General features: G+C 62.0%; 18 protein-coding genes and 2 pseudogenes. 8 read left to right on the forward strand and 12 right to left on the reverse strand.

The window, feature by feature from the left end:
- Positions 1-258: 258 nt before the first annotated feature.
- Genes glcF through glcD form a run of 3 tightly spaced genes read right to left on the reverse strand, consistent with a single transcriptional unit; the run spans position 259 to position 4,052 of the window.
- Positions 259-1,494 carry a glycolate oxidase subunit GlcF gene (glcF, locus tag ACI2KG_RS10970; RefSeq protein WP_404661913.1) on the reverse strand — a complete coding sequence of 412 codons (1,236 nt, stop codon included), beginning with the start codon at positions 1,492-1,494 and terminating at the stop codon, positions 259-261.
- A gap of 9 nt (positions 1,495-1,503) precedes the next feature.
- Complete coding sequence (gene glcE, locus ACI2KG_RS10975) at positions 1,504-2,553, reverse strand: glycolate oxidase subunit GlcE (RefSeq protein ID WP_404661914.1); 1,050 nt, start codon at positions 2,551-2,553, stop codon at positions 1,504-1,506.
- The gene (glcD, locus tag ACI2KG_RS10980) at positions 2,553-4,052 is read right to left on the reverse strand and encodes a glycolate oxidase subunit GlcD (protein ID WP_404661915.1); all 1,500 of its coding nucleotides are present in this window, start codon (positions 4,050-4,052) and stop codon (positions 2,553-2,555) included. Before glcD ends, glcE begins: the two co-directional genes overlap by 1 nt.
- A 195-nt stretch (positions 4,053-4,247) precedes the next feature.
- Here glcD and glcC point away from each other — a divergent pair, with 195 nt between their 5' ends.
- Positions 4,248-5,012: a transcriptional regulator GlcC gene (gene glcC / locus ACI2KG_RS10985; RefSeq protein ID WP_404661916.1), complete on the forward strand. Its 765-nt coding sequence runs from the start codon at positions 4,248-4,250 to the stop codon at positions 5,010-5,012.
- A 121-nt stretch (positions 5,013-5,133) separates the two neighbouring features.
- Here glcC and ACI2KG_RS10990 read toward each other — a convergent pair whose 3' ends face one another.
- Positions 5,134-5,451, reverse strand: coding sequence for a DUF2388 domain-containing protein (locus ACI2KG_RS10990; RefSeq protein WP_201205562.1), 318 nt, complete (start codon positions 5,449-5,451; stop codon positions 5,134-5,136).
- Between the two features lie 209 nt (positions 5,452-5,660).
- On the reverse strand, positions 5,661-7,559 hold the full coding sequence (gene mrdA / locus ACI2KG_RS10995; RefSeq protein WP_404661917.1) for a penicillin-binding protein 2: 1,899 nt from the start codon (positions 7,557-7,559) through the stop codon (positions 5,661-5,663).
- A 562-nt stretch (positions 7,560-8,121) separates the two neighbouring features.
- On the opposite strand from mrdA, the pseudogene ACI2KG_RS11000 reads away from it, so the two are divergent.
- The 3 genes and pseudogenes from ACI2KG_RS11000 to ACI2KG_RS11010 form a co-directional block, all read left to right on the forward strand.
- A pseudogene (locus ACI2KG_RS11000) lies at positions 8,122-9,219 on the forward strand (MFS transporter); the annotation flags it as partial.
- A 3-nt stretch (positions 9,220-9,222) separates the two neighbouring features.
- Positions 9,223-9,793 (forward strand): annotated as a pseudogene (locus tag ACI2KG_RS11005) (OprD family outer membrane porin); the annotation flags it as partial.
- A gap of 245 nt (positions 9,794-10,038) precedes the next feature.
- Positions 10,039-10,752 carry a GntR family transcriptional regulator gene (locus ACI2KG_RS11010; RefSeq protein ID WP_404661918.1) on the forward strand — a complete coding sequence of 238 codons (714 nt, stop codon included), beginning with the start codon at positions 10,039-10,041 and terminating at the stop codon, positions 10,750-10,752.
- 6 nt (positions 10,753-10,758) lie between these two features.
- Here the strand turns inward: ACI2KG_RS11010 and ACI2KG_RS11015 are convergent, their stop codons facing one another.
- The 3 genes from ACI2KG_RS11015 to ACI2KG_RS11025 form a co-directional block, all read right to left on the reverse strand.
- On the reverse strand, positions 10,759-11,709 hold the full coding sequence (locus ACI2KG_RS11015; protein WP_404661919.1) for a PDR/VanB family oxidoreductase: 951 nt from the start codon (positions 11,707-11,709) through the stop codon (positions 10,759-10,761).
- 12 nt (positions 11,710-11,721) lie between these two features.
- Positions 11,722-12,789, reverse strand: coding sequence for a Rieske 2Fe-2S domain-containing protein (locus tag ACI2KG_RS11020; protein WP_404661920.1), 1,068 nt, complete (start codon positions 12,787-12,789; stop codon positions 11,722-11,724).
- A 268-nt stretch (positions 12,790-13,057) separates the two neighbouring features.
- Entirely contained in the window at positions 13,058-13,531 is a 474-nt protein-coding gene (locus tag ACI2KG_RS11025) for a hypothetical protein (RefSeq protein ID WP_404661921.1), read from the reverse strand.
- Positions 13,532-13,679: 148 nt separating this feature from the next.
- On the opposite strand from ACI2KG_RS11025, the gene ACI2KG_RS11030 reads away from it, so the two are divergent.
- The 4 genes from ACI2KG_RS11030 to ACI2KG_RS11045 are packed head-to-tail and all read left to right on the forward strand — an operon-like array spanning position 13,680 to position 17,084.
- Positions 13,680-14,276 (forward strand): paraquat-inducible protein A, encoded by a 597-nt coding sequence (locus ACI2KG_RS11030; protein WP_404661922.1) that lies wholly within the window; start codon positions 13,680-13,682, stop codon positions 14,274-14,276.
- Positions 14,273-14,902 (forward strand): paraquat-inducible protein A, encoded by a 630-nt coding sequence (locus tag ACI2KG_RS11035; protein ID WP_404661923.1) that lies wholly within the window; start codon positions 14,273-14,275, stop codon positions 14,900-14,902. Before ACI2KG_RS11030 ends, ACI2KG_RS11035 begins: the two co-directional genes overlap by 4 nt.
- Positions 14,902-16,542, forward strand: a complete 1,641-nt coding sequence (locus tag ACI2KG_RS11040; RefSeq protein WP_404661924.1) for an intermembrane transport protein PqiB — start codon at positions 14,902-14,904, stop codon at positions 16,540-16,542. The genes ACI2KG_RS11035 and ACI2KG_RS11040 overlap by 1 nt, the downstream gene beginning before the upstream one ends.
- An 11-nt stretch (positions 16,543-16,553) precedes the next feature.
- A complete protein-coding gene (locus ACI2KG_RS11045) occupies positions 16,554-17,084 on the forward strand; it encodes a membrane integrity-associated transporter subunit PqiC (protein ID WP_400617172.1) in 531 nt (176 codons plus the stop codon).
- A 264-nt stretch (positions 17,085-17,348) separates the two neighbouring features.
- Here the strand turns inward: ACI2KG_RS11045 and ACI2KG_RS11050 are convergent, their stop codons facing one another.
- The 4 genes from ACI2KG_RS11050 to ACI2KG_RS11065 form a co-directional block, all read right to left on the reverse strand.
- Positions 17,349-17,612: a PAAR domain-containing protein gene (locus tag ACI2KG_RS11050; RefSeq protein WP_404661925.1), complete on the reverse strand. Its 264-nt coding sequence runs from the start codon at positions 17,610-17,612 to the stop codon at positions 17,349-17,351.
- Positions 17,613-17,687: 75 nt separating this feature from the next.
- Positions 17,688-18,074 carry a hypothetical protein gene (locus ACI2KG_RS11055; protein ID WP_404661926.1) on the reverse strand — a complete coding sequence of 129 codons (387 nt, stop codon included), beginning with the start codon at positions 18,072-18,074 and terminating at the stop codon, positions 17,688-17,690.
- Positions 18,075-22,628, reverse strand: a complete 4,554-nt coding sequence (locus ACI2KG_RS11060; RefSeq protein ID WP_404661927.1) for an RHS repeat-associated core domain-containing protein — start codon at positions 22,626-22,628, stop codon at positions 18,075-18,077.
- Complete coding sequence (locus ACI2KG_RS11065; protein ID WP_404661928.1) at positions 22,625-25,387, reverse strand: type VI secretion system Vgr family protein; 2,763 nt, start codon at positions 25,385-25,387, stop codon at positions 22,625-22,627. The genes ACI2KG_RS11060 and ACI2KG_RS11065 overlap by 4 nt, the downstream gene beginning before the upstream one ends.
- Positions 25,388-25,397: the final 10 nt, after the last annotated feature.

The following is a 25,397-nucleotide window of genomic DNA, read 5'->3' on the forward strand; positions in this document are numbered from 1 at the left end:
CTCCCACATCTGTTTCGGGCCAGTCACTCCTGCCACCTGCGCACTCGCACCCTGGGTGCATGGCTGGAAATTGATGGAGAGCAGCGGCAATGCCGATGTCGAAGGGAACAAACAAGGCGGCCAGAGGTGATATCACAGGAATGATTGGCCCGAAACAGATGTGCGGCCTTGTGCCGCGAAGCGCCGCGCGGGGGGCGCTCGATCTGACAGGCAACCAAAATCCCCAGGCAAGCACACGAGCAACATCGGCCTGGCTTGCTATGCATGGGAGGTCTCTGGGTTCAAGGCTGCTTCGACGATTTCGATCCAGTGCCGTACCGGCGTGCGCCCAGCCCCGTCGATGTGGGTCTGGCAGCCGATGTTGGCGGTAGCGATGACTTGCGGTTTGCCGCTTTCCAGCGCATTCAGGCGATTATCGCGCAGTTGCAGGGACAGTTCAGGTTGGGTCAGCGAATAGGTGCCCGCCGAGCCGCAACACAGGTGACCATCGGGCACCGCAGTCAGCGTAAAGCCCAGGCGCGTCAGCAATGCCTCCACCGCGCCGCCCAGCTTCAGCGCATGCTGCAGGGTGCACGGGCAGTGGAAGGCCAGGCGCTGCTCGGCGCACAGGCCCAGTTGCTCAACCGGTTCATCGCGCAGCACTTCTACCAGGTCGCGGGACAGCGCACTGACCCGTGCAGCCTTGGCGGCGTAATGCGGGTCTTGCGCCAGCAGGTGGCCGTAGTCACGGACAAACGCGCCGCAGCCGCTGGCGGTTTGCACGATGGCCTCGGCGCCCGCTTCGATGGCCGGCCACCAGGCGTCGATATTGCGTCGAGCGCGTTGCAGGCCTTGTGCCTGGGCGTTCAGGTGGTAGTCCACGGCGCCACAGCAACCGGCCTGGTGGATCGCTTGCACGCTGATCCCCAGGCGGTCGAGCAGGCGCGCGGCAGCAGCATTGGTGTTGGGTGACAGGGCCGGCTGCACGCAGCCCTCGAGCATCAGTACCCGCCGTGCATGGCGCAGAGCGGGGCGCTGGCCAGGTGGGGTGACGTGCGCCGGCAGCTTGCGCTTGAGCGTGGCCGGCAGCAGCGGGCGCAGGGCCTGGCCGCTGCGGGTCAGCGCCTTGAACAGTGCCGGGCGCGGCACCACTGCACGCAGGCCCTGGCGCAGCAGGCGCTGGCCGAGCGGGCGCGCTACCTGCTGCTCGACCACGGCACGGCCGATGTCCAGCAGGTCGTGGTATTTCACCCCGGATGGGCAGGTGGTTTCGCAGTTGCGGCAGGTCAGGCAGCGGTCCAGGTGGAGCTGGGTGCTGGCGGTGATCGGCTCGCCTTCGAGCACCTGCTTGATCAGGTAGATGCGCCCGCGCGGCCCGTCCAGTTCATCCCCCAGCAACTGGTAGGTAGGGCAGGTAGCGGTGCAGAAGCCACAGTGCACGCAGGAACGCAGGATGCTTTCGGCTTCGTCGGCGCGGGCCAGGCGGCGGGAGGTTTCGCTGAGGTTGGTTTGCATGGTCTGGCCTCACAGGTCCGGGTACAGGCGGCCAGGGTTGAAAATGCCCTGGGGGTCGAGCTGCTGTTTCAGCGCACGGTGATAGCGCATCAGTGCAGCCGGCAGTGGTGGGCTGGTCGCGCCCTGCGCGTAGCACGTGGCGTGGCCGCCCACCTTGGCGACCAGTTCGCGAATGGCCTGCGCCTCTGCGCCTGATTTTAGCCAGCGCTGGGCGCCGCCCCAGTCGAGCAACGGCTGGCCGGGTAGCTCCAGCTCGCCACAAGCGTTGGGCACGGACAGGCGCCACAGTGGGGCAGGGCCACTGAAGAAGGCCAGGCGGTGTTCCCGCAGGTCGCTCCAGAAGCGGCCATCGAGGGTTTCACCGCCTAGCCGTTGGCGTGCCGACTGCACCGAGCCTTCGCCGCCTTCCAGGCGCAGGTACAGCGCTTCGCCATCATGGCAGGCGGCACTGATCGGCAGCGGCTGCTGGCCCCATTCGGCCAACTCGGCCAGCGCCTCGTGGCGGCCCATCGGCAGGCGCAAGGTCAGGCACTGGCGCGGGCGTGGCAGCACTTTCAACGACACTTCGGTCAGCAGCCCAAGGCAACCGAAGCTGCCCGCCATCAGCCGCGATACGTCGTAGCCGGCGACGTTCTTCATGACTTCGCCACCAAAGCGCAGCAGCTTGCCGTGGCCGGTGATCACCCGCGTACCGAGCACATAGTCGCGCACCGAGCCGGCCCACGGCCGGCGAGGGCCGGACAACCCCGCCGCGACCATGCCGCCCAAGGTTGCTTCGGGGCCCAGGTGCGGTGGCTCACAGGGCAACATCTGCCCGGCTTGGTGCAGCGCCGCCTCGATTTCGCGCAGCGGTGTGCCAGCGCGGGCGGTGAGCACCAGCTCGGTCGGGTCGTAGCTGACGATGCCCCGGTGGCTGCGGCTGTCGAGCACCTCGCCGGCCACCGGGTTGCCGAGCATGGCTTTGCTGTTGCTGCCCTGAATACGCAGCGGCGTACCTTGGTTCAAGGCTTGGTTGACCTGCTCCAGCAGGGCCTGGCTGTTATCGCGGTCCATGCTCATCAGAAGCGCTCCAGCTCGGGGAAGGGCAGTTGCCCATGGTGCACATGCAGGGCACCGAATTCGGCGCAGCGGTGCAGGGTGGGGATGTTCTTGCCCGGGTTGAGCAGGCCCTGCGGGTCGAAAGCGGCCTTTACCGCATGGAACAGGGTGATTTCGTCGCTGTTGAATTGCGCGCACATCTGGTTGATCTTCTCGCGGCCCACGCCGTGCTCGCCGGTGATGCTGCCGCCTACCGCCACGCACAGTTCAAGGATCTTGCCGCCGATGGCTTCGGCGCGCTCCAGTTCGCCCGGCAGGTTGGCATCGAACAGGATCAGCGGGTGCATGTTGCCGTCGCCGGCATGGAACACGTTGGCCACGCGCAAGCCGTATTCGCTGGACAGGTCGCTGATGCCTTTGAGCACGCGCGGCAATTCGCGGCGCGGGATGGTGCCGTCCATGCAGTAGTAGTCAGGGGAAATGCGCCCCACGGCCGGGAAGGCATTCTTGCGACCGGCCCAGAAGCGCGCGCGTTCGGCCTCGTCGAGGGCCAACCGTACCTCGCGGGCGCCCGCCTGGGTCAGCACGGCGGCGACCCGTTCGCAGTCGTCGTGCACGTCGGCCTCGACGCCATCCAGCTCGCACAGCAGGATCGCCGCAGCGTCCACCGGGTAGCCGGCGTGGATGAACGCTTCGGCGGCGCGGATTGCCAGGTTGTCCATCATCTCCAGGCCGCCGGGGATGATGCCGGCGGCAATGATTTCGGCGACGGCCCGGCCGGCATCCTCGACACTGTCGAAACTGGCCAGCAGCACCCGCGCCACCTGCGGCCTGGGCAGCAGCTTGACGGTGACTTCGGTGACGATGCCAAGCATGCCTTCGGAACCGGTGAACAAGGCCAGCAGGTCGAAGCCGGGGCTGTCCAGCGCATCACTGCCCAGCGTCAGGTGTTCGCCCTCGACGGTGAGGATTTCCACCTTGAGCAGGTTGTGCACGGTCAGGCCGTACTTCAGGCAGTGCACGCCCCCGGCGTTTTCAGCGACATTGCCGCCAATGGAACAGGCAATTTGCGAGGAGGGGTCGGGGGCGTAGTACATACCATGGGGCGCAGCGGCTTGGGAAATGGCCAGGTTGCGCACACCGGGCTGCACGCGGGCGAAGCGCCCCTGTGGGTTCACTTCCAGGATGCGGTTGAAACGCGCCATCACCAGCAAAATGCCCTTGGCCAGTGGCAGGGCTCCGCCCGACAGGCCGGTGCCGGCGCCACGTGCGACTACCGGTATGCCGTGCTGGTGGCACAGTTTCAGCAGGACCTGTACCTGCGCCAGGCGCTCGGGCAGCACCACCAGCAGCGGCACCGTGCGGTAGGCCGACAGGCCATCGCATTCGTAGGGTTTGAGGTCTTCTTCGCGGTGCAGGATTTCGAGGTCGGGCAGGGCCGCACGCAACGTCTGCAATACCTGCGCCCGGTCCACGCTGGGCAGCGCGCCATCGACGCGTTCGTCGTAGAGGATATTCATCGGCTCACTCGGCAACGGTTATTGTTGTTGTTGGCAAAGCGGTCACTGTTGCAGCCTGCGCGTGGCAGTGGCCGTGGTCGAGTACAGGGGTAACTGGTCCTACCAGTTTTTGCAGCGGGTGCTGGTTATTGACGGCTTTGCCCGGCTAGATTGGAGGCAGTGGTCGTAGTGGTCCTACCAGCAGGAGGGTGCACAGTGGGTGCGGAAGGCAAGGCGAAGGTCGCCGATCAGGTGGCCGAGCGGGTCGAACGGCTGATCGTTGAAGGCGTGCTCAAAGTAGGCCAGGCGCTGCCGTCGGAACGGCGCCTGGTGGAAAAGCTGGGTTGTTCGCGTTCTGCGCTGCGCGAAGGCCTGCGCATCTTGCGCGGGCGCGGCATCATCGACACCGAGCAGGGGCGAGGTTCGTTCGTCGCCGACCTGACCGGGCAGGCGGGCGTCACGCCATTGATGCACCTGTTCAGCTCCCAGCCGCGTACGCTGTTCGACCTGCTGGAGGTGCGCGCGTTGCTGGAGGCTGAAGCGGCGCGGCTGGCGGCGTTGCGCGCCACCGAGGTCGACCGCTTGCTGATTCGCCGGCGCTATGAAGAAATGTTGGCGGCGCACGAAGCCGCCGAGGCGCTTGATGCCCGTGGGCATGCGCTTCGTGACCATGCCTTTCACCGGGCGATCAGCGAGGCTTCGCACAACCCCGTGCTGGTGCATACCCTGCAGTCGCTCAGTGACCTGACCTTGAGCACGGTGTTTGCCTCGGTCAACAACCTGTATTGCCGGCCGGCGCAGAAGCGCCAGATCGATCGGCACCATGCGCGGTTGTATCACGCGGTGATGGAGCAGCTGCCGGAGCAGGCGCAACGGGCGGCGCGCGAGCATATCAACGGGATTCGTGACAGTTTACGGGAGATTGAGCAGGAAGAGCTGCGCCTGGTCAGGGCGACCATGCGGATGGATGGCTGGGGGTGAGGTTGCCTGGGCTGGCCCTATCGCCGGCAAGCCAGCTCCCACAGGTGCTCCACAGTCATCAGATATGGTGCGGCACTTGTGGGAGCTGGCTTGCCGGCGATAGGGCCGGAACAGGTTTACCTCAATGGTCAGCTATACGGTCATCCTGCGACAGAATGGCGCGGGCCAGCTCTTCATCATTGGCCTGCAGCCCTGGATGGTCCTTGCGAGCCTGTTCCAGCGCCGCTTCCACGTAGGCGCCGCGGATCGCACCGCCACTGGCGACGAAGGCGGAAAGCTCGTCACGTGCCGGGATAATCCGTTTGTCATCCTTGAAGGTGGAATAAAGCGAAGCGGAAACACCGGCCGAGGTGGCGACGTCGCCCGCATCGACGCGGGCCAGGGCAGCACCGGCAGGCAGCAGGAGCAGCAGCGCAGGGGCGAGGAGTAGGTGGCGCATGTCGAGTTCTCCAGTAGCGTGAAGCACAGGGAAATAAACCACTCAGTGTTTAAGAGAGCGCGGAGGGGGTGGTAGTTCCCTTTTCTGTCTGGAGATTGCAGGGGCCGCTTCGCGGCCCAATCGCGACACAAGGCCGCTCCCACAGGGGAATGCGATTTCCTGTGTGCGGCCTTGTGTCGCGATGGGCTGCGCAGCAGCCCCCCAAAGTCTCAAGAGTGCGGCACGCTCCGGGCAGCGTTTACCCCAACCGCATACTCCGACTTCAAATGCCCCTGCTCATCCAGCAGGTAAGCATCCATCACTTCGCGCACCACCGGCCCGGCTACCCGGCCACCGGCCTCGCCGTTCTCGATCATCACCGCCACCACCACGCTCGGGTGGTCAGCCGGGGCAAAGCCGACGAACAGGGCGTTGTCCCGGTGGCGCTCCAGGGTCTTGTTGCGGTTGTAGCGTTCGCCCTGCTTGATCGCCACCACCTGTGCGGTACCGCTCTTGCCCGCAATCCGGTACTGCGCGCCGGCCGCCGCCGCGCGGGCAATGCCGCGCGGGTCGTGCATGACCATCTGCATGCCCTGGTTGACCTGGTCCCAGGCGCGTTTGTCATGCAGCACGATGTTGGGCATCGGGTTGGGGTCGACCGGCGTATCGCCGCCCACGGTCATGGCCAGGTGCGGGCGGTGCCACACGCCCTTGCTGGCCAGCAGGCTGGTGGCCTGTGCCAGCTGCAGGGGGGTGACCTGCATGTAGCCCTGGCCGATGCCTAGGATCAGCGTCTCGCCCGGGAACCAGGCCTGGCGCCGGGTGGCGCGTTTCCATTGGGCTGACGGCATCAGCCCGGCAGCCTCCTCGAACATGTCCAGCGACACCTTCTGGCCCAGGCCGAACTCGGCCATGTAATCGTGCAGGCGGTCGATGCCCAGCTTGTGCGCCAGGTCGTAGAAGTAGGTGTCGTTGGAGCGCATGATGGCGGTGTACATGTCCACCCAGCCATCACCGCTGCGGTTCCAGTTGCGGTACTTGTGGTCGTAGTTGGGCAATTCATAGTAACCCGGGTCGAATACCCGGCTGCCAGGGGTGATCACGCCGCTGTCGAGACCGGCGATGGCCACTTCCGGTTTCACCGTCGAGCCGGGTGCGTACAGGCCGCGTAGCACGCGGTTGAACAATGGGCGGTCGATGGAATCGCGCAGCGCAGCGTACTGCTTGAAGCTGATGCCCTTGACGAACAGGTTGGGGTCGAAGCTGGGGTTGCTGACCATTGCCAGCACGTCGCCATTGGCCGGGTCGAGCACCACCACCGAGCCGCGGCGGTCGCCCAAGGCTTTTTCAGCGGCCACTTGCAAGTGGGCGTCCAGGGTCAGCACGATGTCCTGCCCCGGCGTCGGGGCCTTGTGGTTGAGTACGCGCATCACCCGGCCCTGGGCGTTGGTCTCGACTTCTTCGTAGCCCACGTGGCCATGCAACTGGCTTTCGTAGAAGTGCTCGATGCCTGTCTTGCCGATCGACTGGGTGCCCCGGTATTCGGTGCTGTCGAGGACCTTGGCTTCTTTCTCGTTGATGCGTCCCACATAGCCCACCGAGTGGGCGAAATGCTCGGCCATCGGGTACTCGCGGATGAACTGCGGCTCCACCTCCAGGCCTGGCAGGCGGAACTGGTTGACCGCCACCAGGGCAATCTGCTCTTCACTCAGGCCGACCATCAGGGTGACCGGCTCGAACGGCTTGCGGCCGCGGCGCAGGTCCTTGTCGAACTGTTTACGGTCATCCTCGCTCAGGCTCAGTACCTGGGTCAGGGTGTCGAGTACCTTGGCCGAGTCGCCGCCAGCGCGCTCGCGGGTCATGGTCAGGTCGAAGCTGGGTTTGTTGTCGGCCAGTACCACGCCGTTGCGGTCATAGATCAGCCCGCGCTCAGGGGCGATGGGCAGCACGTGCACGCGGTTGTTTTCCGACACGGCAGTCTGTTGGTCATGCTGCAGCACCTGCAGCACGTAGAGCCGGCCCACCAGCACGGCACACAGGCTGAACACCAGGGCGGCGCAGGCCAGAAGCCGGCGGTTGACCAGGTGTTTTTCCTTTTCGTGGTCCTTGAGGGGGATCGGTTGCGGCATCAGGGGCTCTTTTTACGGCTTTCGCGTTGGCCGTGCGGGCGCGCGAACGGGCGGGGGATGCTACGCAACACCTCCCGCAGCCTCAAGCCGAGAGCCGACTGGCGGCGGCTGGGTAGGGGCTGTGCGCCCCGTGATCAGGGCGCTGGCGAGAAACATGAAGATTTGTTCATGGCTGGCATCCTCGTGCACGGTTCAGGGGTGTGTTTTTGATCTTTTGTGGATCCATAAATTAATCATGTTCGATAATCGAACACGAATTGATGCTTTCCTTAAACTTATAAGATATTGAAAAATATAGATAATTATCTACATTTGTAAGTTGATAATGGCGTTTTGCCGAGTATCACCCTTTGATGCTGAGATCGCAGAGATTGTTTGTGGATCCATTATCTGGTTGATTAACGCCTGACAACGGCCGGAGCCCTCCGGCCGTAAGCGACAACAATTACAAAAAGGGTCCAGTCATGAATGGCTTTCCAAGGGTATGGAACCGTCAGGGTTTCTTGCGCTTTGTTTGCGTGTGCGCATCTGTTCTCTCACCTGTGAACCGGCAGGTGACCCCATGAATACCGACATCAAGCAACGCCTGGACAACGACCCGATGGGCCGCTTCCAGTGCCTGGCCATAGGTATCTGCATCATCCTCAACATGATCGACGGCTTCGACGTGTTGGTCATGGCCTTCACCGCTGCCTCGGTGTCCGCCGGGTGGGGCTTGAACGGGGCGCAGGTGGGTTTGCTCCTCAGCGCTGGCCTGTTCGGCATGGCGGCCGGGTCGCTGTTCATTGCGCCATGGGCCGACCGCTTTGGCCGCCGCCCGTTGATCCTGCTGTGCCTGGCGCTGTCTGGCCTAGGCATGCTGCTTTCGGCGTTGAGCCAGAGCCCGCTGCAACTGGCACTGCTGCGCGGCCTTACCGGGCTGGGTATCGGCGGCATTCTGGCCAGCAGCAACGTGATTGCCAGCGAGTACGCCAGCAAGCGCTGGCGCGGCCTGGCAGTCAGCCTGCAGTCCACCGGCTATGCCTTGGGCGCAACCTTGGGTGGTTTGCTGGCGGTGTGGCTGCTGGGGCATTGGGGCTGGCGCTCGGTGTTCCTGTTTGGCGGCATTGTCACCGTACTGGTGATCCCATTGGTGCTGCTGTGGCTACCAGAGTCGCTGGACTTCCTGCTGGCACGTCGGCCTGCCAATGCCCTGGGCCGAATCAACCGCCTGGCGGTACGCCTCGGTCAGCCGGCACTGGCCCAACTCCCAGCATTGACGGTGGCGGCGCAGGGTACGGCCAGTGGCTTCAAACAGCTGCTGACACCGGCCATGCGCCGTACCACGCTGGTGATCTGGTTGCTGTTCTTCCTGGTCATGTTCGGCTTCTACTTCGTCATGAGCTGGACACCAAAACTGTTGGTGGCCGCCGGTCTGTCAGCGCAGCAGGGCATTACCGGCGGGGTGTTGTTGAGCGTTGGGGGCATCCTTGGCGCGGCGCTGATCGGCGGCCTGGCATCTCGCTGGCCACTGACCCGCGTGCTGGCGTTGTTCATGCTCATTACCGCAGCACTGCTGGTGCTGTTCGTGGCCAATGGCGCTTCGGTCAGTGCGGCGTTGGCACTGGGGTTGCTGATCGGGCTGTTTTCCAACGGATGCGTGGCCGGGCTGTACGCTTTGTTGCATTCGCAACTGGAGGACATCTATCAGCAAAGCTACTTCAACCTGCAGCACAGCCAGCGGGTAGGGGAGTGGACGCCGGGCGCCAACCTTGGCTACTTCATTGACCGGGATGACGGCTAGGCACGCATTGGTGATATCCAGAGCCGCACTGGCTACGCCTTGCTGTCGGCCGCATACAGTGGCCACACGCTGTACCTGGGTTTGCAAAAGGTCAGTGGTGACAGCCCGTGGATGTCGGTGTATGGCAGCAGCGGCCGCACCTTGGGTAACGAACGGCAACTTCAGCAACGCCGACGAGCGTTCGTGGCAAGCGCGTTACGATTACAACTTTGCTGCGCTGGGCGTGCCGGGCCTGCTGGCCATGGTGCGTTACGGGCATGGCGAGAACGCCACCACGGCGGCGGGCAGCAATGGCAAGGAGTGGGAGCGCGACACCGAGGTCAATTACACCTTCCAGAGCGGGGCGTTGAAAAACCTCAACATCCGCCTCAACAACTCGACCAACCGACGCAGCTTCAACAGCGACTTTGACCAGACACGGTTGATCGTCAGTTATCCGCTGACGTTGTAGGAGATCGCCCAAGCAACTCTGCATTCGGTGTGGGAGCCGCGCTTGCCGGCGATGGGCTGCGCAGCGGCCCCGAAGGTCTCAAACCAATCACAATCCCGCAGAATGGTGTCGCTTGCAGTGGGGCTGCTTCGCAGCCCATCGCCGGCAAGCGCGGCTCCCACAGAGTACTCAGCCAGCCCCAACAGGCCAGCAACAGCTTCCGGCTTGCGCTAAGATGCCCGCTTCTGTCTCTGGAAGTCGCCTGGATGAGCAAGCCCGGTCAAATGGTGTTGGTCGCGTTGCGCAAGATGATCGCCTCGGGCGAGCTGGCGGCCGGCGAGCGCTTGATGGAAGTCCCTACCGCCGAGCTGTTCGGCGTTTCACGCATGCCGGTGCGCATGGCGTTCCGCACCCTTGAGCAGGAAGGCCTGTTGGTTCGCTTTGGTGGCCGGGGGTTTCAGGTGCGCTCGGTCAGCGCCGATGACATTGCCGGTGCGGTCGAAGTGCGTGGCGTGCTGGAGGGGTTGGCTGCCCGTCAGGCTGCCGAGCGTGGCTTGTCTGCGCACGCTCGCGCAACGCTGCAACAATGCCTGGTCGATGGCGACCAACTGTTCGACAAGGGCTTCGTGACCGAAGACGACCTGCAGGCCTACCACGACCTTAACATGCGCTTTCACCATGTGATCATCGAGGCCAGCCATAACCCGGCCATTGCCGTCGCCCTGGCGCGCAACGACCACCTGCCATTCGCCTCGGTCACTGCGCTGGCGGTGGACCGCCATGACTTGGCCCGCGAGTACCGGCGCTTCAACTTCGCCCACATGCAGCACCACGCGGTGTTCGACGCCCTGGTCAACCGCCAGGGTGCCCGCGCCGAAGCAATCATGCGCGAGCACGCCAATGCCACCCTGCGTTACGCCGAAACCTTCGGCGGAGCTGCGGCAGACGCGGGCATGAAAGTCATTTTGCCGACTGCGTAAGCCGGCTCAGATATCCAGCACCAGCAACGGTGTTTTTGACCGCGAGCAGCAGGGCGTGAACTGATCGTTCTGCGCTTGCTCCTCTTCGGTAAGGAACATATCGCGATGGTCTGGCGTGCCCTGCAGCACGCGGGTCAGGCAGGTGCCACAAATACCTTGCTCGCACGACATGGCGATCTCGATGCCGTTCTGCTCCAGTACCTGCACCACCGTCTGGTCGGCGGGCACCTCGAACACCTGCCCGGTGCTGGCAACCTGCACCGCGAAGCTACCGTCGTTGCTGGCATCCACTGGCGCCGCCGCAAAGTACTCGCGGTGCAGGTTGGCCGCTTGCCAGCCCAGCCCCTCGGCACTGTCCAGCACATGCTGCATGAACCCGCCCGGCCCACACACGTACAAGTGTAGGTCCTCTTGCGGTGTGCCCAGTATCTGGACGATATCCAACCGCGTTTCCGGCTGCTCGTCAAAATGCACGAACAGCCGATCAGCAAACGGCGCGCTGCGAATCCGCTCGACAAACGCCGCACGCTCGCTGGAGCGGGCGCAGTAGTGCAGCTCGAAGTCATGGCCGCTGTGGGACAGCTGCTCGGCCATGCACAGGATTGGGGTAATGCCGATGCCCCCGGCAAACAGCAGGCTGCGCTGCGCGCCCTCGGCCAGCGGGAACAGGTTGCGCGGCGCGCTGATGCGCAGCCGGGCACCGGCTTGAACCTGCTCGTGCAGGCAGCGTGAGCCGCCTCGCGAGGCCGGATCGTGAAGCACGCCGATCACATAGCGGTGGCGTTCCTCAGGGTGGTTGCACAGCGAATACTGGCGCACCAGCCCGTCGGGCAAATGCACATCGATGTGCGCACCAGCGCTGAACGCCGGCAGCAGGCCGCCATCCGCTGCTGCCAGCTCGAAACTGCAGATGCCCTGCGCTTCATTGTTACGGGATACCACTACGGCATCGATCATGTTGGCGGTTCCTCAGGCAGGCGTGGCGCGGGTGGCGATCAGTTGCGGCTGCGGCGCACGCTCTTTGGCGATGATCCGCTCCAGTACCTTGCGCGATTGCACGCCGCCGGCATCGATGTTCAGCTTCAGCAGGCTGCGCTCGGGGTTGGCCAGCAGGTTTTGCTGCTGGCGTTCGAGCATTTCCAGGTCTTCGCTGAAAATCTTGCCTTGGCCTTCGCGAATGTTGTCGGTCAGTGTTTGATCGTGAGCCGCGAAGTTGCGCGCCATACCCCAGAAGGACCAGATCGAGGTGTCGCTTTCCGGCGTGATGAAGTCGACGACGATGCTCGAAGCCTTGTGCTGTGCCTCGGCGTGGTAGCCGCCCTTGCCGGCATGTGCCACGCCCACTTCGATCAGCACATGGCTGGGCGGGGTGAAGCGGCAGATTTGCCAGCGGTCCACCGGCACATCGTCGGCCAGGCCATTGCCGCGCAGGGCCATGCGCCAGAACGGCGGGGCCATGATGTTTTCCATGTGGCGGGCGGTGACTACCTCATCGCCGGTGACGCTGGTGACCGGAGGCGCTTCGTCGATTTCCTTCTGGCCGATGCTGGAGGCATGCACGTAGGTTTCGTGGGTCAGGTCCATCAGGTTGTCGATCATCAGGCGGTAGTCGCAGCCGATGTGGAACAGCCCGCCGCCGTAAGCCCACTCATCGTTCACAGCCCATTCCAGGTGCGGGATCAGCGCCGGGTCGGCCTGCGCCTGGTCGCCGGGCCAGACCCAGATGAAGCCATAGCGCTCGACCGCAGCAAAGGTCTTGTTGCAAGGAAAGCCCCGTACCCGCTGGCCAGGCATCGACACGGTCTTGCCATCACAGCCCATGACCAGACCGTGATAGCCGCACACCAGGTTGCCGTCCTCAACGTAGCCCAGCGACAGTGGCGCACCACGGTGCGGGCAGAAGTCCTCGACTGCCGCTACACGGCTCTCGTGGCCACGGTAGAACACGATCTTTTCCCCGCAGATCTGCCGGCCCAGGGGCTTGGCAGTGATCTCGTCAGGGGTGCAGGCGACGTACCAAGTGTTTTTGGGGTACATAGGGGGGCTCTCCGGAATGTTTGTTTTTATTTAATGGATCCATTAGAGCTCTGCCTGTCAAGTGAGGTCAACAAATATGGCGCTGATTTTACGGGTTGCGTGCGATTATCGGACCACTATGGATCCATTGTTGCGGAGTGTGTGATTTGCGTAAACCAAGGCGTCACCCACTGCTGTGGCAGCAGTAGCCCGATTGCCATGGTTGGAGGGTTGTTCGGTCGAGGTGGGGCTGGCTGCCAGCGACAGGCTGCGCAGCAGCCCCAATGGCTCAGGGGTTGACCTGATAGCCGCGCCCCTGCAGGCAACCGCTGTAGGCACTGGCATGGGCTTGGGTTTTCGCCTGGTCCTGGCCGCGGCGGTCCTGGCGGCGGTCCTGACGCTGGCGCATGCCGCCGACCGCAGCACCGGCGGCGGCCACTTCACCGGCACGGTTCTGCCGGTACTCCTGCTTGGCATCGTCACCCACACGGTCATACAGCTCGTCGTGCTGGTTGCCGCGTACCTGTGCGCCCACCGCACCGGCTGCGGCACCCGCGGCCGCGCCGCGCACCCGGCCGCCGATGTGCGGGTCGCTGGACGTCGCCGTGCTGTTCGCAGCGTTGGTGGCGACGGTATTGCAATCGTTGATATCCAGTTGCATCTGCTGGCTGCTCTGGCCCTTGAGCGGCACCACCGATTGCGCCTGGGCTGCCGTTGCCGCACACAGCAGCACCAGCAGGTAACTCCACGTGAACGTACGCATGGCACACCTCCACCGGGCGGAAAGCCCGTCTCACAGGATAGTTCGGCTTTAGCGCTGCAGATGGCAGTTTTGCCCAGATGGTCTAAACCGGATATCAACATTGTTCCTTCGCATCATGGCCTGCAACCGGGCCGCCGGTGGAGCCGCCATGAGCCCGACCCGCGATCTGATCATCTGCGAATACTGCGACACGGTGTACCACCGTGCGCCGCTGCATAAACACCAGCGCGCCCTGTGTCAGCGTTGTGGCGGGGTGCTGTACCGGCACCGGTCGCTGACGATCGAGCAACGCCTGGCCCTGAGCGTGACCGGCGGCATCCTGCTGGTGTTCGCCAATTATTACCCGGTGATGACCATCGGCATGCAGGGGCTGACCCATTCCGCCACCTTGTGGGACTCGGTGCTGATCCTCAGCCACGGCAGCATCACCTTCATCGCCCTGGTCATGGCACTGTCGATCATCTTTGCGCCAGTGCTGCAGATTGCCGTGCTGTGCTGGGTGCTGAGTTTCGCCCTGGCTGGCCACCGTGCCCCTGGCTTTGCCCTGTGCATGCGCGGCCTGGAGAGCCTACGGCCTTGGAGCATGCTGGAGGTTTGCCTGCTGGGGGCCATGGTGGCGGTGATCAAGCTGGCGGGGTTGCTCGATGTGATCCCGGGCATCGGCCTGGTGGCCCTGGCCGCGCTGAGCATGTTGATCATTCATATCGCCGGTAAGGACATCCGCGACTTGTGGGAGCAGGTGTGACCACCCCGGCCAACGCTGACGACCTGGGCCTGTGCCTGTGCCATGGCTGTGGCCAGGCCTGCGACCTGAGCAGCGGCGCGCACACCTGCAACCGCTGTGGTGCTGGCATTCACCGGCGCAAGGCCAATGCCATCAGCCGCGGCTGGGCGTTTCTGCTGGCCGCACTGGTTTTCTATATCCCCGCCAACCTGCTACCGGTCATGCGCACCGAAATGCTCGGCAGTGGCAGCGAAAGCACCATCGGCGGTGGTGTGCTGGAGTTCTGGGAGGCCGGCGCCTGGGACATCGCGCTGATCATCTTCATTGCCAGTGTCGGGGTGCCGGCGATCAAGTTCTTTTCCCTCGGCCTGCTGTTGTACACCGCCCAGCGCCGCTCTACCTGGGCGCGCCGGCAGCGCTCGCAGCTGTACCGTTTCGTCGAACTGATCGGCTACTGGTCGATGCTCGATGTGATGGTGGTGGCGCTGGTGGCGGCGTTGGTGCAACTGCGCGGGCTGGGCACCATCGAGCCACGGGTGGGCATCCTGTTTTTCGGCATGGTGGTGGTGCTGACCATGTTTTCTGCGGTGAGCTTCGATCCACGCCTGATCTGGGATAGCCATGCCAACGAGGGGAGGCCGCATTGATGGGGCAACAGACTTACAAGCACGAGGGGCCGGGGCAGGCTGAAGTGCGCACCCGGCGCTGGAGCGTGTCGCTGGTGTGGATCGTGCCGATCCTGGCGATTCTTATCGGCGCCTCGCTGGTGGTGCGCAACTGGATGCAGCAAGGGCCGGTGATCGCCATCTCCTTCCACAGCGGGGAAGGGCTGGTGGCGCACAAGACCCAGGTCAAGTACCGCAGCGTGGTGATAGGCGAAGTGACCACGGTGGACCTGGCCGACGACAAGAAGAGCGTGGTGGCCAAAGTGCAGCTGTCCAACGACGCCCGCGCGTTCGCCACCGAGGGCGCGCGCTTCTGGGTGGTGCGCCCGCGCATCGGCGTGGGTGGCGTTTCTGGCGTGGATACGCTGCTGTCGGGCAGTTTCATCGGCGCCGACTCGGGTGAGTCGAAAGCCCCGGCAAAGACCTTCGTCGGCCTCGAACTGCCGCCACCGATTACCTATGACGAGAAGGGCAAGCGCTTTGTCCTGACTGCCAGCGACCTGGGCTCGCTGGATGTCGGCTCGTCGATCTACTACCGCAAGATCCCGGTGGGTGAGGTGGTGTCCTTCGCCTTGCAGGACAATGGCAAGGGCGTGGAGATTGGCGTGTTCGTGCAGGCACCCTACGACACCTTCGTCACCGCCGACAGCCGCTTCTGGAATGCCAGTGGCGTCGACATGCAGATTGGCGCCAACGGGCTCAAGGTCGATACCGAATCGTTGTCATCGATATTGGTCGGCGGGCTGGCCTTCGGTTCACCGGATTTTGCCCCGCAAGCCGAACCGGCTGCCGATCAGGCGCGCTTCCAGCTGTTTGCCGATCGCGACACCGCGCTGGCGCCACCCAATGGCCAGGCCCAGTACCTGCAATTGCGCTTCGACCAGGCCATGCGCGGGCTGTCGGTGGGCGCGCCGGTCGAGTTCAAAGGGGTGGAGTTTGGCCGGGTCACGTCGATCAAGCTGGATTACGATGCCGACCGGCAGACCTTTCCGGTAGTGGTTGACGCAGTGATCTACCCACAGCGGCTGGGGCCGGTGCACCGCAAGATGCTGGCGGTATTCAAGCACACCGAAGGCGACATGGACGGTGCGCGGCGGTTGATCGGCACCTTCGTCGAACACGGGTTGCGGGCCCAGGCGCGCAGCGGCAACCTGATCACCGGGCAAATGTTCATCTCCCTTGATTTTTACCCGGATGTGCCCAAGGTCACGTTCGACATGGCCGCCAACCCCATCATGATCCCCACGCTGCCCGGCAGCCTGGAGCAGTTGCAGGAACAACTGCAGCGGGTGGTGGAGCGCATTGCCAAGCTGCCGCTGGAAAGCATCGCCGGCAACCTCGACGGCAGCCTGCGCGAGCTGCGTGCCAGCCTCAAACAGTTCAACGGCCAGACCTTGCCAGACGTGAAGGTGGCGCTCGAGGAAGTGCACAAGACCCTGCGTACGGCCAATTCGGCGATCTCCGAAGACTCGCCGCAGCGTGAGCGCATGGGCGAAACCCTGGACGAGCTGGAGCGCATGTCGCGTTCGCTGCGTGACCTTGCCGATTACCTGGGCCGCCACCCCGAGTCGCTGATTCGTGGCCGGCCGAAAGCGGCCGGTGCCGCCGACCTTGAACCCTGAGGAAACAGCCGATGCAACGACTGCGCAATGTGTGTGTGGCCAGCCTGCTGGTGTGGCTCGGGGGCTGCAGCAGTACGCCGAACAACTACCATACGCTGGTGCCGAGCGAGCCGGTGCGCGGCAGTGGCCAGCGCATTCAGGTGACCCGCGTGGTCGTACCGCCCCAGGTCGACCGCCCGCAACTGGTCGTGCGGCAGGGGCCCAGCGGCCTGGCCATCCTGGAGACGGAGTGGTGGGGGGCTAACCTGGTGGATGAGTTTCGCAGCGCCTTGCAGGACCAGTTAGGCGGCCCTGCGGGGGGCGCCAACGCGGCGCTACGGGTGGACGTGCAGCGCTTTGACACGGTGCCGGGGCGCTACGCCACACTCGAGGCAGTGTGGCGCCTGAAGCAGGCGGGGCAGGCCGAACTGACGTGCCGCACCTCGGTGCAAAGCGCGGCGGACAACAGCATCGCCAGCCTGGTGAATGCGCACCAGGCCAACCTGCGCAAGCTGGCCGAGGCGGTACGGGCAAGTGCCAGCCGGGGTAGCTGTTCAGCCTGAGCCCGCCACCGCGTCGCCTTTTTCGCGGGCAACATTCACTGAACTAGCAGGGACACTTGTAGGAGCGGCCTTGCGTCGCGATGGGCTGCGAAGCCGCCCCGGCAATTTTAGATGAGTGTTGATGTTGATGCTGTACGGGTAATCGAGAACGTCGCAAATGTGCTGGGGCTCATTGCCAGATTCCTAATCTTAGATCGGGAGCGGTGGCAACAGGCATACTGCTGGGATGCCTGTTGTTCGCCTGCTCTATTTGGCCTGGTTGACTCAGCTGTGGACGCTGCCGTGTGATGCGCTGGCGATCAAGCAGGCGCCGCACGCGGTCTTCATGCCGTCGAGGGCCACGGGGATACCATTGACGCGGTAGGTGGCACTGCCCTCGATGATGGGGAATTCGCCTTTGCATAAGGGGCAGAAGACCGTGTTGCCTTTGCCTGCTATCGGTTTTCCGTTGAGGTTAGTATGGGGGATGGCGTTTAGAACTTTCCCACCGTGGTCGGTGTTGTCACCTAGTCGAACTATCACTTTCATTGTGTGGGGCCTGTATTGGTAAAGGGCACAGATTTCGCACTTGGATTTTCTGTCGGAAGATTTAGTGTCTCTTGGCTATGTATGAAGTTTGCGGGTGGCAGCTAAAGCAACCATGGAATCTGGATCTTTTGAAAGAAATAGTAAAATGTCACTTGGGGTTTTGGGGTTGCAGGCAATTCGATGCCTTATCGTGGGGTCTGCATCTGCAGCGAGTCTTTGAAAGGTGGCTTTGTTGAGTTTTCTTTTAGTTGCTATTTTCCAGCGTATATCTATATCTTCACTTTTGGAAAGACGATCAATGATGTCGTCTGGAATGGTTTTATTTGCAGCTACGCATCTTGCGAGTTGAGGGTATTTATTAAGAATGTCAGTCCATACCTCACTTGAGGCAGCTTGGTTCGCATAGGTGGTGTCTTCATCGTTTTCACAAAGGATTTTGAATTCTTCGGATGTGTGAATCATTTATTTCCCCTTGTTATCTTTGCAACGCATTCCTTTAAGGTTCATCTTGGCGCCAGTTGGGCCTTTGTGTTTTCCCGTCATGTAATCGCCGTATACGTCAGCGTCTTCTTGATGGATAAGTTGATCGCCGTATTGTTTCATTACTTTCCATCCGCTGCCTCCATGATTCTCAGTGTCCCGAGACCACCATAGCTCGCTGTCTGGGTCTCGATAATATTTAACTTTTGTGCCATTCAGTGCATCCTCGCACACACGATTATATCGCTGAATTTGCCATGGTTTCCTGCATGGAGTTAAAGAGTTTTGATTTGCTTTTGACGATTCCGGTTTTCGTCCGTTCGGTGATGGTTTTTTTGTGAGTCCAAGAGGGTCAATCCATAGGATAGGATTGGTTGCGTATATATAGACATGCAATCCTCCGCTGAAGCCGACAGGGTCTTTTCCGATAAAGCGACCAGTGCTCGGGCAGTAATATCTATATCTGTTGTAGCTGTGGTTGAGTTCGATGTCAAAATACTGCCCCTGGAATCTCAGGGTATTAAAATAATTGGCCTGTTTTACAGTGTTTTTTTGGGTTTTTTTTGTTAGTCCCCAGGCTGTATAGTTTTCAAGCCAGCATTTTTCTCCGCCCCACGCTGTCATTTCTATAGGGGTTCCAAGGTGGTCGCTCTGATACCAAGTAACGGTGTCGAAAGCTTTTCGCGTGGGATTGTGCTGCAGAACACTATCTCGCATGGTGTCATAAGGAATATCATATATTGGTTGATGTAGCATATTTTCGATGTGATTCATCACTCCCTGTGCGATTGGAATGAAAGTACCAGGCTCAAACACATAGTGCGTGGTCTGCCCCTTGCCATCTCGGCCTCGCTGCTCAAACGCCAGCGTATCGCCGTCCCAAACAAATAACGTCAGATCGCAGCCTAGCTTTTCATCCAGCGCGCGCCGCGCGTTCTCGTTCCAGACCGGTCCAGCCTGTACCCGGTTGCGGTATTTCGAGCGTGAGTCTTTGTACACACGTCGGCCTAACGCGTCATAGCCAAACTCTACAACCAGTCGCTCATCCTCATAGCGTCGCAGCCGGTCATACAGGTCCCAAGTAAACTTGCCGGTCTCGCCGTTCTCAATCCGCTCCAGCAGGTTGCCGCGCTCGTCATACCGATACTGCGTACCGCAGTAGCTGCGCAGCACGTTGTCCATCAGCTTGCGCGGCGAATGTGGATTGGGGCCGGGTGGAGCCTCAGGGTCCAACAGGTTGCTCGCGGGATCGAAGGCGAACGTTTCCTTTTCGTAGTTTTGGCTGGCTTCGACCAACCGGCCAACCGGGTCATAGCGATAACGCAAATCTCCACGGTTCAAGTCGTTGATATGGATTAATTGACCCGCTTCGTCGTAGCGGTAGTTGCGCGCTGCGATGCGCTTGGACTCACCCTGGCGCGCCAGGGTTTGTTCCAGCAACTGGCCATTCGGGCTCCAGGTCTGGCGCTGGATCAGACCATTGCCTTGCACGCGGCCGATCTCTCGGTGCAGATCATCACGCTCGTAGCTGATCAACTCCTGGTCATCGAGTTTGAGCGCCAGCAGGTGGCCGCTGCCATAGGTTAGCCAGCTGACCCTGTGTCCATCGGGGCGTGTGGTAGCGACGCGTTGGTTGAGGGCATCGTACTCATGCTTGAACACGGCCACCTGTGGCTTGACCAGATAATCCAGCCACTGATGTTCGCGCGTGTTGTTGCCAGCAGCATCGTAGAACCAGTGCAGCCGGCAGGTGCCGTTGTTGGCCGCGAGCAGGTTGCCATTGCCGTCATAGGCAAAGGTCTCTATCTCCCACTTGTCACCACCACGCCGTGCGGCCTTGCGCTGGATGAGGCGGCCCATCGGGTCATATTCGAAGTGCGTGGTCCTGTCGCCATCCACACGGCGGGTAGGCAGGTTGCTGCCGTTGTCGTACAGGTAGTGGGTGGTCTCCTTGTCGAAGCCGGTTTCCTTGAGCAGTCGGCCAACGGGGTCATACCTGAAGCTGGCTTCGCTGTTGTTTTCGTTGCGCAGGCGCTCGAGTTGGCCGAGCTTGTCCCAGTGGTAAGTGAGGGTGGTGCCGTTGGCATTGAGGCGCTGATAGATGAGCCCGGCTTCGTCGTAGGTCCAGGAAGTACGCCGGTGAAGAGCATCCGTGTGGCTGAGCAGGCGGCCTTCGGCATCGCGTTCAAAACGTTCGGTGGTCTTGTCCGGATGGACCAGCAGCACCAGTTGGCCAGCTTCGTACTCGTACTCCGTGACCTCGCCGGCAGCGTTGATCAGCTTGATCAGTTGACCCGCATTGTTGTACTTCCATTGCGTGGTCTTGCCTGAGCAATCGGTATAGCTGATCAGCCGTCCGTCGCGGTTGTACGCCAGTTTCTTCTCACCGCCGTTGGCGTCGGTAATGGCAATGGGAAAGTTGTCGCTGTTGTAGGTGTAGAGGGTTTTGTTCTCCAGCGGGTCCTGGGTTTCGATGATGTTGCCGCGCTGGTCATAGTCGTATTTCCACAGCCCACCTTCGGCATCGCGGGTTTTGAAGCGTTGGCCCAGATCATCGTACGCATGGTGAACGGACGTACCATCAGCGCGGGTATGCTGCAGCACGTTGCCGCGCTCGTCGTAGGCGAACTGCTCCGCGCTGCCGTCGGTATGGATGTGTTGAACAACGTTCTTGGCATCATCGCGGTAGAACCACTCTTCATTGCCGTCCGGGTAGACGATGCGGTAGGTGAAGCCGAGGATGTCGTAGTAGTGCCAGGTTTCAAGCCCCTGAGCGTTGGTGACATAGGTCAGCCGGATGTTCTTGTCCCACTCCAGTCGAGTTTCGAAGCTTCCGTCGTCGCCCCATTCCCGTACGGCTTTTGCAGTGGAGCTTTCGCCGTCCCACTCCAGATTGAAGCCGCGCCCGGTTCGGTCCGTGTAGTGCGTAATGAGGTGACGGTGGTAGGTATAGCGCCATTGCGCCGCGTTTTCGTCGCGTGCGCTGATCAAATCACCCTCGGTATCCTGCTCGTAGGCGGCCAGTTGGCGCTGCACCAGACCGTCAGCCATCATCCAGACCGAACGGATCAGGCCGTTTGCGCCGTACTCAATGTGCAGATGGTGCTGCTGGCGATCTTCCTGGTAAGTGAGCAGGTCCGATAACAGTGGTTTGTCGTTGTGAATGTGCTCGTAGTGCAGGTTCAGCCTTGCGCCGTTGCGATGCTGGATGGAGGTCAGGCGGTACGTGCTTGCTTGCCTTTGAAAATGCTCCTGGATGTCATGGCCGCGGGCAACGATCAGCTCGTTGCCAGAGGCTCGAATGAGCAAGACATCTTCGACGGCATCGTAGTGATGTTTGCCAATGCCCACGTCTGGATACTGATGGCTTCGGCCGTCAGCGTCCTGGTAGGCAAGGCCCCCGTCATCAGTGCACTCCAGAAAGATCGTATAGGGCGTGATCCACCTTGCGCCGAATGGCCCAGTGTCCAATGCGGCCAGACTGGAACGATAGGTCCGTGCCCAGTCGATCGGGAAGCATCCAGGCAAAGAAAAATCTGTATGGGTGAAGGACTCACTGCCCGTCGCAAAGCTGATGTTTGCGCCAGTACCGGCCGCTGCAAGGTTTCGGCAGTTGGGGTCTTTAACGGCTGGCCGCTCGGTGCCACGCGTTGTCAGGCCGTTCTGCTGTTGCGTGTGTTGTGCTTGGCTAGGCCTGTTGCTGTGGGATGTTGCCGCGATTGCCGCTCGGCGTTTTCGATTTCTAAGCGCATTCGTTAAGGACATTACCAAGTAGCCAATGCTCCCGACTTTCCCCGCGTCTGCCATGCCCAGTATCTTGGCTGCAGCGTTGCGGCCGATCTGGTCGGCCAAATTTGCGGCTTTGAGCAATTGCTGGCAGGTATCAGCAGAAAGCAGTCGGTCCTCGATCAGGAAGTTTGCGGCTATTGCTGCAACCGGCCCGAAAAAGAAGGAGGCTTGCTTGGTTTTCTTGGCAAGGGCCTTCTGCCCTTGATCGCTAGCGACACCCCGCAGCATCTGTGCGAAGGAAGCGCAGGCCTTTTTGATCTGCGCAGCAATCTTGGTCAGCAACTCGTTCAGGCGGCTTTCTATGGCCTGGGCGAAGGCTTCCAGTGAGCCTCGTGTTTTATCGTTTAAGTTCTTCTCCAGTGCGCTTAGCAGGGCGTCAGAAATCTTCGCGATACCATTGCGCCTGACCGCCGCGAGCGTTGTGCGTATTGTCAGGCGTGCAGGCCCTACGCCGGGAAACGACACCAGTCCGACGACGTTGATGCCGAAGCTGACCCACGTTAGAAAGTCATCTTGGTTGCCATCGACGAGCGTCAGCAGATCCCCAACGGCATCCACCGCTGCGAATACGGTGCCCACGCCTGGAATGACAGAGCCTGCAGTATTGACGGCTGTCCAGCCGATGGCGCCCCCTGTCATTTTTCGGATCCATTGGTCCAGTTTCTCTTTGCCTGCGTCAATGTCGTTGATAGAAGCGGTATTCGTTGGCCCTGTGGCCTGTTGAACTGTCCGAGCGGGAGGGGTCATCGTGCTGTCTCCGAGCGTTTGATCAGCGTCTCGGGAACTCCGGCGCCTTTAAGGATGGACTTTGCCGTGTCAGCAGACAGATCAGCGCCCGAGCGAAGCGATGTACCCTTCAACTTCGCCGCTGATTTGGAGGAGGTGAGCTGTTTTAGAACTACGGCTGTTTGCGCACTCAGCTCTGGTGAAGAAGACGTGGTCAGCTCACCAGCGATCTGCTCGTGTGGGCCGGGGAATCCTGGGTCGTGCCAGACATCCACATCGTCATCGCTGAATCGTACTTTGGCCGGCCCAGGTGCAACGTTGGCGACGCTGGCTTTCCCGTCGCCATCGAGGCTGCCGTTGAATAATTGGCCGAGGGCGTCTTCAACTTCGTACTTACCCTTCTTGAACGGCAGGGCATTGGCGTATTGCTGGAGCAGTTCGAGTTTTCCCTTAGCGGATTTGAGGTCTTCGGGAAACGCTGCCGCCTGGCTTTTCGAGCCCTTGTAGATGAAGTCGGTCGCATGCCCGGTGTACAGGCCGGCCGTGGCATGCAGAATCCCGCCCGCGTTGTAGGTGGTACTGCTGCCACCGGCCTGGATCACCAGCTCCTCCTTGGCGCTGAGGGTGATGCGTTCGGCGGTGACGCTGACCTTGAGCTTGGCCAGCAGGTTGATGTTGTCCTTGAGCGCTTTCAGGTCGATGTCGCCGGAAGCGGCCACCAGTCGCCAGCCCATGCTCTGCACGAACTGCCGCACGCCTTGACTGGCACTGATCAACAGGCGTTTGCCGATGGCCATGCTGGTGTGGCCGCCCGTACTCAGGCCAAGGTGTTCGCCGCTGGCGATATGGGTCGATGCCGGGGTGGTGGTGGCGACGCCGGTCGGGCTGGCCAGCACCAGTTGCGGATCGACCAGCTCCGGAAACCGGTTGGCTTCGGGGTTGCCGCCGTAACCGCAGATGGCGTCGTGTTGCTCTTTGAGCGCTTCACCCACTTCATCCTGGTCGCCGTCTTCTTGGGCCAGGTGATCGCGGGCTTCGCTGGCAAAGGTGGTGTGGTACTCCTGGCCGACTTTCAGGCGCTCGGCGGTTTCGGCCAGGTCGGTGTGGTGCTGCACGGCGCGGGCGCGCAGTTCGGTGGTCAGTAGCAAGCCGCCGCCCGCACGGATCACGCCGTGGGTATCGGTCCGTAGCTCGAAACCTTGCCCACGGGGCTGGCCACCGAAGTGGCGCGGATGGGTGAGGTAGCCCAGATACAAGGCCGTGTGGTCGTGGTCGGTCATCAACGCGGCGCTGATCTGCCCGGTGGTGTCGTCCAGGCGCAGTTCGTTGTGACGCTTGCCGTGGTGTTCCTTGCTGCGGATAGGGCTAAGTGCCTTGAACTCGGGCAGGCGGTAGGGCGTGCGGTTGACGATGTGGTAGCTGCGCCCGGTGATCATCGGCTGGTCGGGGTCGCCGTTGAGAAAACTGACCACCACCTCCTGGCCGATGCGGGGGATGGCCACATGGCCCCAAGTGGCGCCGGCCCAGGCCTGGGTCACGCGCACCCAGCAGGAACTCTTGTCGTCGTCCTGACCGAGGCGGTCCCAGGGAAACTGCACGCGCACGCGGCCGTGCTCGTCGCAGTAGATTTCTTCGCCGGGCGGACCGACCACCTTGGCCATCTGCGGGCCTTCGATCACGGGTTTGGGGCGGGCAGGGGCGTGCCATTCGACAGTGGCCGGTATCAGGGTGGCGGTGAGGGTATACGAGGTGCCGAGGTCGGCCTCGGCAGCATCCTCTTCCAGTGCGGTGAACTGGCGGCCTTCATGCTTGATGCGCATCGGCCGCCAGAGGATGTTCATGTCTTCGCGATCATGCCCGGTCAGCTGGAAGGCGATACCCGGTTGCAGGCGTGCATCGTCGCCTGTGACTTCTGCCACCCGGGCATCCCCGAACAGGGCGTCGGCGCGGGTCTGGGTGAACGGCTTGCCGGCATTGTCGTGCTTGTACCGGCCGGGGTAGTTATAGCGCTCGTAGTCGTTACCCTGGTTGCCCATGTCCTTGGCGTACATCGTGTGTTCGTGGTTGTAGCGCGGGTGGGTGAAGGTGTAATCGCGCTGCACCTGCACGCTGGTGCGGACCTGCTCGCGGTAGGCGAAACGGTGCAGGCAGGGTTGCTGCTCCATGCCGCCGCGATTGGCGACGTACAGCACCGGCTCGCCTTCCAGGCTGCCGAACTGGTTGATTCTGTCGGCCTGTACCACGCCGTGGCCGGCTTCATTGTGTTCAAAGATCGAAATCAGGCCTTCCTCGGCCGACAGGCGCCAGAAGAAATCCAGGTCCAGGTCACCGGCCTGCACGCAGAACTCGCGGCTCTGGTGCGGGTTGACCAGGTACTGGGCCAGCGTGCCCCACTGGCGCTCGCGGAACAGTTCCTCTAGCAGCGTTGGAACGGTGCGGTGCTGGAAGATGCGCCAGTCCGATTGCAGGCCGGCGCGGGCCAGTTGCGGTTCGATCACAGCGCGATAGCGGGTGCGGCGATGGCCGGTCTTGCCTTGTTCGAAGCTGCTGATCAGGCCGTGCACATGGCGCACCGCCTCATCCTGTTGCCAGATGGTCAGCACGGCAGGTTGGTCGAGCAGGGTGGCAAAATCAGCGTCGTCGGCGAAGCTGACCAGTTCGACGTCCAGCCGATAGAGCTGGCTGACCCCCTCGTTCAGTTCGAACGACACGACATCAAATGAAATGGCCTCATCGGCCGGTGTACTGAAGGTAAAGCGCACATCATTCAAATTGCTCATGCAAACTCCT

The sequence above is a fragment of the Pseudomonas sp. NPDC089407 genome (assembly GCF_044900445.1).
In the GTDB taxonomy this organism is placed as follows: Bacteria; Pseudomonadota; Gammaproteobacteria; order Pseudomonadales; family Pseudomonadaceae; genus Aquipseudomonas.